The sequence below is a fragment of the Vibrio sp. zbq_1 genome, assembly GCF_043102935.1.
Classification (GTDB): domain Bacteria; phylum Pseudomonadota; class Gammaproteobacteria; order Enterobacterales; family Vibrionaceae; genus Vibrio; species Vibrio parahaemolyticus.
In genome coordinates, this window is record NZ_JBICJH010000019.1 from 1 (window position 1) to 9,241 (window position 9,241).

Sequence of the window (9,241 nt, forward strand, 5' to 3'; positions counted from 1 at the left end):
CGAACAGTATCAAAGGTACTCCTTCTGTACATTCCGTTTTTAAAAACGTTTACAGGTAAGGAGCCTGATACGATTAAAGAATTTGTACGTTTCTGCGGGGGGGTATCCAGCACAATAGATAAGCTCATCGACTTTAGAACTAAAAATATGAGTGATGAGAAAAAACCAACACTTCAAAATCAAGATATTTTAGTCATCGAATATGTCGATGTGATTGAGCAAATGCTCGTTAAAGCGAAGGGATTGACACCTCAAAGGCCGTCATCTGACAATACTCAAAAAAAACACACTACTTTGGCTTTACCTTTCTGTGCGCTTTGCTACAAACGAGTGAATCAGTCTCCATACTATTGTCGCGATCATCATTCTTCTAAGAGTGCTTTAGCATATAAGAAAGCCATAAGAAGATTGATTTCTGCCGTCTATCGCCATAGTGATGATGAAGATGCGCAAAGTAAGCTAGAAGACCATAAACAAGGCAAAGAAAACCTGGATGCAAGAATTTTTTTCCGTTGGCTTAATTTATTCTCAATAGAACCGAGATTGATTATGTCTGAACTACTCAAACTTGATCGAGATAAAGCTGATTGGCAAAGCTATTCCGAAGCTGTACTTACATTTTCACGCGAGCATTACCCCCATGCTTACAAGCAGGTTTGTGCTACTGGCGACTCGGCCTCTTGTTACGATAAATGGATTGTTGATGTTGCTAGATTGCTTGGAGGGGAAATAGAGGCAAACTTATGGAAAATAAAAGATGCGTATATATGGCTAGATAGCTCTAACAACATACAAAAATCTTTGACACTCTTAAATTGTTTACGCAGATATGAAGCGTTTACGCTAGTTAATAATTTCCCCGTTCTAAGCGGAGCGAAACAAGGCACCAATACTAACACAGCTAAGCGTGAGCAGTTGAAACAGCTATTAATAGAAAGAGATAACGATCCTTCCATCACGATGAATGAGATTGCGAAAAGACTCGGTGTGTCAAGAGCTGCCGTATACAAATTGAAGAGTAAGATCATTTAGCACTAGAAGGTCAACTATAATAATTTGATTGTTAAATAGGTAAAAAACTAAATGTATTCATGCTGGCAAGCAGCATGATTTTTCGTGAAAAAATATTTTTATTTAGCTCCTTAAACTTTTATTTTTTAAATAAGAATGAAATTTCTATTTTTATTATGAGTTACTATTCTTTGGGACCTAAATAAAGCTACATTCCCTCAAAAAAATATGTTATAACTATTATGACTGTTATAACTATTATAACGGTTATAGCTTTAATATAAGGAGCAAGACCGAAAAATTAAAAACAAATGAGCAAAATTTGCTCTTGTTGATTTTTTTCCGTTGTCGTAGAGCGCAATTGCTGTGTCGCAAAAGACAGTTTTAGTGCTTCGTGTGACACTTTTTTATTTGTTCGCACGTAGAGCAAACTTTCGTGCAGAGAGGTTTGTCTGCTTCGTCTGCAATGTGGTTTTTCGTGCATCAAAAAATTTCGCTTTGTAATTCAATAATTTTCTGGTTATCTGTAGCTGTTTTCTGCTTCTAGAAAGCCTTCATCCTGCCGATCGATTTGTATTGTTGTGGGGGATATAAAGGTTAAACTCAGGACTAAAATTTTCAGAACAGTGTTCAAACATAACTTATTTTTTTCAGATTAAAAAAACAAAAAACAAAAAACAAAAAATTAATGGCGATTTTAGATATAAGTTTAAGAGAACAGTATTATTGATAGACCTTATAATTCCTCACTGCTTTTTGGGATTATTTGAGTGCCTATTCTCCGCCAGTTTAATCAGATCTTATTATCAATGCCATGTACATATACATAGTTATCCCCTACAAAGCTTTGCTTTGTGCATCTTCTATCAAGAGTGAACACTGTTCTGCCTCGTTAGTCAGTCAATTGTTCTAAACGATGGAGTCAGATCTCCCATCCAGAAGCTTTGATAAAAATATATACATAGTTTTTAAAATGTTATATAGATAAGTTTGCATGCAATTAGTCAGATACATTTTGAACTACCAAATACAACGAGAAAAAATGAGTAAAAACGTCGCACTTTTAGTTGCCGAGGCCCCTTGGTTTTCCTTTAAAACTAACCATGACCAAGCCAGTTGCATTCCGTTCTTTGAAGGAGTGAAAAAGCTGGTTAACGATAGCACTGACAAGCCACAACTGAATATCTACAACTGTAATTATTACGACAACAAATCGCTTGAGAAAGCGCTAGAACATCTCGTTGATACTCGTGAGGATATAAAGATTCTGTATATCGGTGGGCATGGAGATGGCAAGCGTATTGCCGATGCTACCATCAACAAAACTACCGAGCTTATCCGTGAGCATGGAAAAAAAATTAAAGGACTAATCGTTAGTTCATGCATGGCTGGATTAACCGACAAACTAGCGATGGCTTCGGAGGGGGCATTTTCTTCCAGTGATCGGTCAATTAGTTGGGTGAATGGCCCCAATTGGATAATTTCTTATAAATATGCAGTCGATTGGTTTCCGTCTGCGTTGGTAGAAACCTCGATTGTGCGAGCTTTTACAGAGCATTATCACCAAGAAGGCAGACTCAACTCAAAAGCAGATATTCTTGGTTGTTTGAATCACGCATTAGCGCCATTTGATCTCCACCAAGAATTCGCATCAGATAAAAGTGACAGTCGCAAAAGCTTGGGAGACACCATTCGCATTTGGATTCGGGCGCAAGGCGCTAGCCAACCAACTGATGTGACTGAAGATCTTCTTGCACAACTTGGTTACTTAGAATTCGAGGCCGAGTGACCTGAATTGTAGTCAAAATGGTGAGACTATTTTTGGGGCTATTGGTATAACTGCCCCAAATTATCCCCCGATGAGTTATTAAACATCTCCCTAGATATTGGATGAGGTGTTTTGATATCAGCAAAACCAGCAAAACCAATAAGAGGAATTCTCATGGCGATTAATCGAAGATACACACCTCAAGATTCGCTGACGATGAAACAAGTAGCCAAGCTTGTTCTAGTTACCTATTGTAATTCGCCTGATTATAAGGACGCAGCAAGAGAACAGGTTGACCCTAAATTTAAATTGCAGGAGACCGTCGTGCAACAGATTTTAGGAATGCCATTATCTGATCAAGATAGAAAACAAATCGTGCGAGAGCTTAACTTACTTGGTTGGGAAGTAGCAATAAACTCATGCTACTGGCTGATTTTTACTATCAGGGACATCCACCTCTGGCATGATGCTGGAACGTTTGTAGATCAATCTCTATTGGATGCTCTCCTCTCGAACCCAGAACCTCATCCTCTAGGTCTAACTTGCGGAATGGATGTTACGGCAAATGAAGTAGCCAAATTTAATGGTTATAGCGAAACAGACATTATTAATGAACTGGCTCAGAACTGCTATCACAAGGCTTCTGATGAGCAAATCGATGAGTTTGAGGCTACGGGAGATGCATCGGTGCTCGGTATTGAAGACGATGATCAGTTGCCTCTTGATACATTTACCTTCTGGCAATACGTTGATTTCTATCTTGCAAAAAAAGGACTCAATCGATTCGCACCTCTAATCCGCTAATGTTGTTAACAACGCCCCATTTTTGGGGCTTTAAGGTTGACGGAATGAACTTGACCACGTTACAGAGACCACGTCTTACATCACAGGTAAACCATCTCTATGACTTACTTGAAAGGCAAAAACAGAATTCCCTGAAACTAGAAGAACAAGTTACATTACTGGAGTTTCAGTTGGATTTGCTCAAGCTAAATCAGCAGATAAGCACGGTAGACCAGCTCGGATTAACCCCAGAAGCCCTACACTTAAACAAACACCTCCGCCGACGAATTTTTTTATTCAAAAAGCAGTTTAGTGATGTTGCCACCACTGAGCTATTTCGCAATAAACTACCCAGCGAAAAGTTCGAACAAGTCTTGTTTCTACTTATTGAAACGCTAAACCAAAATATCGATACGTTAGAAATCAGTGGGTGCGTTTCTGTGAAAGAAAGCCGCTACGATACGCTTTGATGTGATGTATACCTCTTTATCATAGCCACTGTTCTTCCGACGATTTAAATTGGTATTGATCTTACTAGAAGCCCTTGAGCGCCTATTTCCCACCAGCTCAGTTTGATTTTAACAGTTACACCCATCTATTTATTCTATTGGCGCAGAGTTATCTAGACTACAGAGCTTTGCTCTGTAGTTTTCTAGTGCGCCGAGCATGGTGTCAACCTAGGAGGTGAAAGTCCTCTACGTGCCTTGTCGAGCAGGAAACGTTAGCCTATGCAAGGGTGTCCATCGTGAGGTGGAATCTGAAGGAAGCAAATGGCAAAACATAGCTTTGACGAACAGAAATCTGGTAGTAGGCATAGTCAACTTGGGTAACCTAGCTAGAGATAGAATAGCCCGAAGTCTCGAACAGAAGTGTGATTATGTAAACCAGGCAGAGCTATGGGAAAGGGTGGCATCTTACCTCGGGGTAAAGCGGTGAGTGGGGGGAGCAATTACTAAGGAAAACTAGTGAGTTGAAAAGCAACTGAGAAGAATTTCTTCCTAGTTGTCGTACGTAAAGGGGGAGCTTCGTGCTAGGCGAAGTCAATCTGGTACGTTGATGTCGAGTAGATGACGCTTGTTACTGAACGATTTAAGAGGATGCAAAGAACAGCTTCATTTATCGTCGATAATCACAACACAGTCAGGTTTCAGTTAGCTTTCCCCTCTAGGTACAGTCGAGTCCTAGCAAGTTTTTGGGTAGAGATAATGTATGAAATAAGCTGTTTTACAATCGGGCTTAATAGTTTTGGCAACAGTTAAACGACAACCAATGATTATTGTGTATTATCAATCGCTGTAATCAGTAAGGTTTATAGCGAGGTACACATGAAGTTCATTCCAGTAAGCGACCTACACCTAGATATCAATAACATCAGACGTGATACATGGATTGACTTCGACAAAGATGCCACCCTTATTATTGCGGGTGACGTGTCTAATGCACTACACGGAGTCTCTTATATTAAGCGTATCCTTTGTACACACTTTAAAAATGTTGTTTTAATCAGTGGTAATCACGAGTGGTATTCAAACAAATGCAAAGAGTCAGTGACAAACATACCATACGCTTCTGCCATAAAGCATTCACCGATCCCTCGCTTAAAAAAACATGCAGACGAAACGCCAAACCTATACTTCTTGGATAACGAAATGGTCGAGATTGATGGCACCAAGATCTACGGTGGGACATTGTGGTTTCCGCTACTCTCTTTGAATAAAGAAGAGCAATACAATTACGAACTACTAATGAACGATATGAATTTCTTGAACAATAGATTGGTCGATGAAATGCACCATGCCTTCATCGATAATATGCCTGAAAAGGTAGATATCGTTGTGTCTCACCACCTACCCAACAAAGCTTCATTTGCTAGAGAGTCAGACGCGAATAGCCGATACGCCCCTTTCTATCATGCCAATTTAAGTGATGACATTATTAATAGGGCTAAAGTTTGGATAGCTGGTCACCAACACGAGCCCATTGAAAAAATGATTGGTAATGATGTGCTCTTTATTTGCAACCCAAAGGGATCTGGTCCTCTTAAGCCAGGAAAGATGAATAGCAAATCCTACAACGTTAATTAACGTACAGGCCCCCTCCTTGTCGATGCACAAGGCTAAAATTGTAGCAAACAAGCTTAGAGTTGTTGCAATAGCAATCACTATTTTTAATTGCATCGAATCTTACCTTTAGCGGCTTAGCAATTTTGGCCACAGTAGTTAGAGTTCTATACATTAGGAAAGGTAATACAAACTGCGATGATTGAAATTACGTTCAATTGCGCGTTATCTAACTTTGTGGCAGCTCTGAGCTAGCTACACCAATTAGCTCGAAGATGGACAATTCTGTTTTAGGGAGTTTGCTAATTTAGCTATTCATAAATAAGTTCTGGTATTGAAAACTGGCTACTAGCTACCGACTAGTATCTCAAAATCATCCGCAGTCCTCACCACCATCATCTCACTTCTGCCACTGTTGGTGAAAAATTCGAACAAGTCTACTTGACCTGTCTACTACTCTACAGTTCATACTATCCAAATACTAAGAACACTGGGTCAAATCGCACATGTATTTGATTTCTGAACTGGCGACGAAGGTGGGTATCTCTCGCACCACCTTACTCTATTACGAGAAGTTAGGGCTGATTAACGGCCAGCGTCTTGACAATGGATATCGCTATTACAGCGAAAACGATTTGCAGCGACTGTTATTGATTCAGCAACTTCAAAGCGCAGGACTCTCATTGAAAGAGTGCGAACAATGCTTGGACGCGAAGTTAAGTAGAAGCTTATTGGAAAATCGGCTGACGCAACTCAACCATGAAATTGATAAAAAAATCCACGCTCGTGAGTTGCTACTGGCGTTACTTGGGGAACGTCCACAAAGAGAGTTACACCATTCCCTGAGTCAAAGTGCGCCTAGCGCTTACTTAAACTGGTTAAGTACGCAGGGTTACAGTGAAAAAGAAGCGCTCCGATTGAAGTGGCTATCAAAAGATATGAACGAACACGAGAGTTACATGAAAGACTTTATGACGGTCTTTGCAACATTAGAAAGATGGGGGCCAGGGAGTCACAAGGACTCTTTAAAAGCGATTTCATTAATGTCTCCTCAGACAATGACCGATATTTTATACATTGGTTGCGGCACTGGCACCTCAACATTACTGCTAGCCGATAACAGTACCGCGCACATTACCGCCGTGGATAATGAGCCTATTGCCATCGAACAGCTCAATAAAAAAATCCAAAATGCACAGTTACATGAGCGGATTTCTCCTGTTTGTGCCTCCATGACGGAACTGCCATTTCAGGCAAAGAGTTTTGATGCCATTTGGGCGGAAGGCTGCGTCTACATTATGGGAATGGAGAACGCACTAAAACAATGGAAGCCTCTGTTGAAAGACAATGGCGTGTTGATGGTGAGTGATTTGGTTTGGCTCACTGACTCTCCCGACGAAGAGACAAAACAGTTTTGGCTGGCAGACTACCCAGACATTCAATCGATACCTAAACGGCTAGCTCTGTTCAAAAAGCATGGCTACGACGTGATCGAACACTTTTCATTAGGCGTCGATGCATGGCAAAACTACTGGCAACCTCTGCAAGACCGAGTTAAGGAATTACAAGCTGCTATGCCTGCGTCCCAAGTGTTATTGGACATTAACAAAGAGATTTCGATTTACGAGCGCAGTGCTGCAAAAGATTTTACCTATCAGTACTTTATTTTAAAAATTGCAAACTAGAGATAGATATATGAAATACGCTTTGTACAAACAAGAACAAGCTCAAGAAATCATTACACTGTTCAATAACACATTTTCGGATTCAGAGGGTAAAGAAGAAGGTGCATTAATTGCGAAACTCGTGGAAGACTTTCTCACTTTACCAACCAAAGATGAGGATCTTTATGTGTTTATTGCTCAAGATGAAAGTGAACGCATTATCGGTAGCATCATTTTCTCTCGCCTATCGTTTCCAAATGGTGAAAACATATTCCTTTTAGCCCCCGTGGCCGTTGCAACAGAGTGTCATGGGCAAGGTGTAGGTCAAGGATTGATCAAGTTTGGGTTAGCGACACTGAAAGAAAAAGGCATCACCGTTGCCATTACTTACGGGGATATCAACTTTTACTCAAAAACAGGATTCGCTCCAATCAGTCAGGACATAATTCAAGCTCCGCTAGACTTGTCCTACCCTGAAGGTTGGATTGCACAATCTTTAGTCAGTAAAGCGCTCCCTAACATTGAGGGAAAACCAACATGCTTACCCGCTATCGACAATCCATATTATTGGTAGTTAATTGGCGTGAAAATTCCTTCGTTTCTGAATTTAGATGGCTATGCTTAAACGCTATTTTCTAAGCGGCGCTCTTACCATGCTCACCTAGTCACAACGGACATACCGTGTATGTTCTAAGCAATTATTCTTTGATAACCTTTAGAAACCACTGATAAATTTGAGGGCTATGATGAAAGTAAGAAAAGCCGTTTTAGATGACTTACCCTACCTTGTTAACTTCACTTCTGAAGAAGCAAGAGAGGCTGAGGGGAGTATTAAGATCCCAGAAACACTTGAAAAGGGCATTCTGGTTGCGCTGCGTGACCCTTCAATTGCTACCTATTGGGTTTTAGTTGATGAGAACGATACTCCCGTAGGGAGTGTCTCTGCGGTTCGGGAATGGAGCGACTGGAACGCTGGTTATTACTGGTGGATTCAAAGCATGTTCTTATCCAAATCACAGCGAGGCAAGGGTCGTATGTCATTGCTTTTGGATGCGGTAAAACATGAAATGAAAGTACAAAAAGGCTTAGAGCTGCGCCTATATGTTCACAAAGACAACTGTACGGCTGTTAGAGCTTATCAAAATGCTCATTTTTCAAAGTCCGATTACGAAATCATGATTTTAAGCAATTGAGTGAATTGTCATCAGTATCGTACCCACTTTAACATTACCCCAAATAGGTCAATTTATGACAAGATATATGTATCCTGACTCTTAGGTTAGAAAGGTTTTGGACATTTTTAATTTGACATCGACGGACTAACTTTCACCCTATTAATAACTTTTAGTATCCAAAAGCATAATCAGGCTCTGCTTATCACTGTTACAGAGATTCAAGAAAATGGACAAAAACTTCCATCTTCAACCAGTTGTGTTAGATTCATGTTATGCACTTTTTCAGCATAACATGCAAACCATCCTTAGAAATACTTGTACCCTGAAATAAATTTCAACTCAAATCGAAACTTATAACTAAATCTACCGTTAAAAAACCTCTAAGATTTTCTTATAAGTCTCGTGTCTGGCAATACTACGGCCTTCAGACAAGAGAAAGTTCTTCAGAACGTCGTAAGCTAGCGGATTATTGGCAATTTCTCTGGGCTTTGTTGCTTAATTCAGAGAAAAGGCATACCAGCCCATAATGCTTCATTTTTAAACAACATACTGAGTTTCAGGCATACCTAGCCCCGTAAGCTTGTTCAGCGCTTTGATCATTGCGTAAGTCTCGCCAACCTGAGCGTTGTAATTTCTTAGGCTTAATTTCCCACCTAACAACTGTTTCACTCGATGCATGGCTGTCTCTGATAGAGAGCGCTTATGATAACCATACCGCTTTTTCCACTTTTTGTTTGAGCCGTAGAGCTTCTGACAACCTACCGCCAAATTGCGAGGATG

8 protein-coding genes and 1 pseudogene are annotated in these 9,241 nt (G+C 40.2%); 8 read left to right on the forward strand and 1 reads right to left on the reverse strand.

Features of this window, described 5'->3' with window-relative positions:
* The 8 genes from ACF8CV_RS10620 to ACF8CV_RS10655 form a co-directional block, all read left to right on the forward strand.
* Positions 1–1,032, forward strand: a 1,032-nt coding sequence (locus tag ACF8CV_RS10620; protein ID WP_392416836.1) for a hypothetical protein, incomplete at its 5' end; no start/stop codon positions are given.
* Between the two features lie 1,021 nt (positions 1,033–2,053).
* Positions 2,054–2,800: a hypothetical protein gene (locus ACF8CV_RS10625; protein ID WP_273992124.1), complete on the forward strand. Its 747-nt coding sequence runs from the start codon at positions 2,054–2,056 to the stop codon at positions 2,798–2,800.
* Positions 2,801–2,953: 153 nt separating this feature from the next.
* Positions 2,954–3,583, forward strand: coding sequence for a hypothetical protein (locus tag ACF8CV_RS10630; RefSeq protein WP_045589061.1), 630 nt, complete (start codon positions 2,954–2,956; stop codon positions 3,581–3,583).
* Positions 3,584–3,627: 44 nt separating this feature from the next.
* The gene (locus ACF8CV_RS10635) at positions 3,628–4,032 is read left to right on the forward strand and encodes a hypothetical protein (protein WP_273992125.1); all 405 of its coding nucleotides are present in this window, start codon (positions 3,628–3,630) and stop codon (positions 4,030–4,032) included.
* Between the two features lie 855 nt (positions 4,033–4,887).
* Complete coding sequence (locus tag ACF8CV_RS10640) at positions 4,888–5,646, forward strand: metallophosphoesterase (RefSeq protein ID WP_053809108.1); 759 nt, start codon at positions 4,888–4,890, stop codon at positions 5,644–5,646.
* A gap of 482 nt (positions 5,647–6,128) precedes the next feature.
* The gene (locus tag ACF8CV_RS10645) at positions 6,129–7,307 is read left to right on the forward strand and encodes a MerR family transcriptional regulator (RefSeq protein ID WP_273992126.1); all 1,179 of its coding nucleotides are present in this window, start codon (positions 6,129–6,131) and stop codon (positions 7,305–7,307) included.
* Between the two features lie 10 nt (positions 7,308–7,317).
* Positions 7,318–7,860: a GNAT family N-acetyltransferase gene (locus ACF8CV_RS10650; RefSeq protein ID WP_053809106.1), complete on the forward strand. Its 543-nt coding sequence runs from the start codon at positions 7,318–7,320 to the stop codon at positions 7,858–7,860.
* Positions 7,861–8,029: 169 nt separating this feature from the next.
* A complete protein-coding gene (locus tag ACF8CV_RS10655) occupies positions 8,030–8,479 on the forward strand; it encodes a GNAT family N-acetyltransferase (protein ID WP_029835716.1) in 450 nt (149 codons plus the stop codon).
* 519 nt (positions 8,480–8,998) lie between these two features.
* Here the strand turns inward: ACF8CV_RS10655 and ACF8CV_RS10660 are convergent.
* A pseudogene (locus ACF8CV_RS10660) lies at positions 8,999–9,241 on the reverse strand (IS5/IS1182 family transposase); the annotation flags it as partial.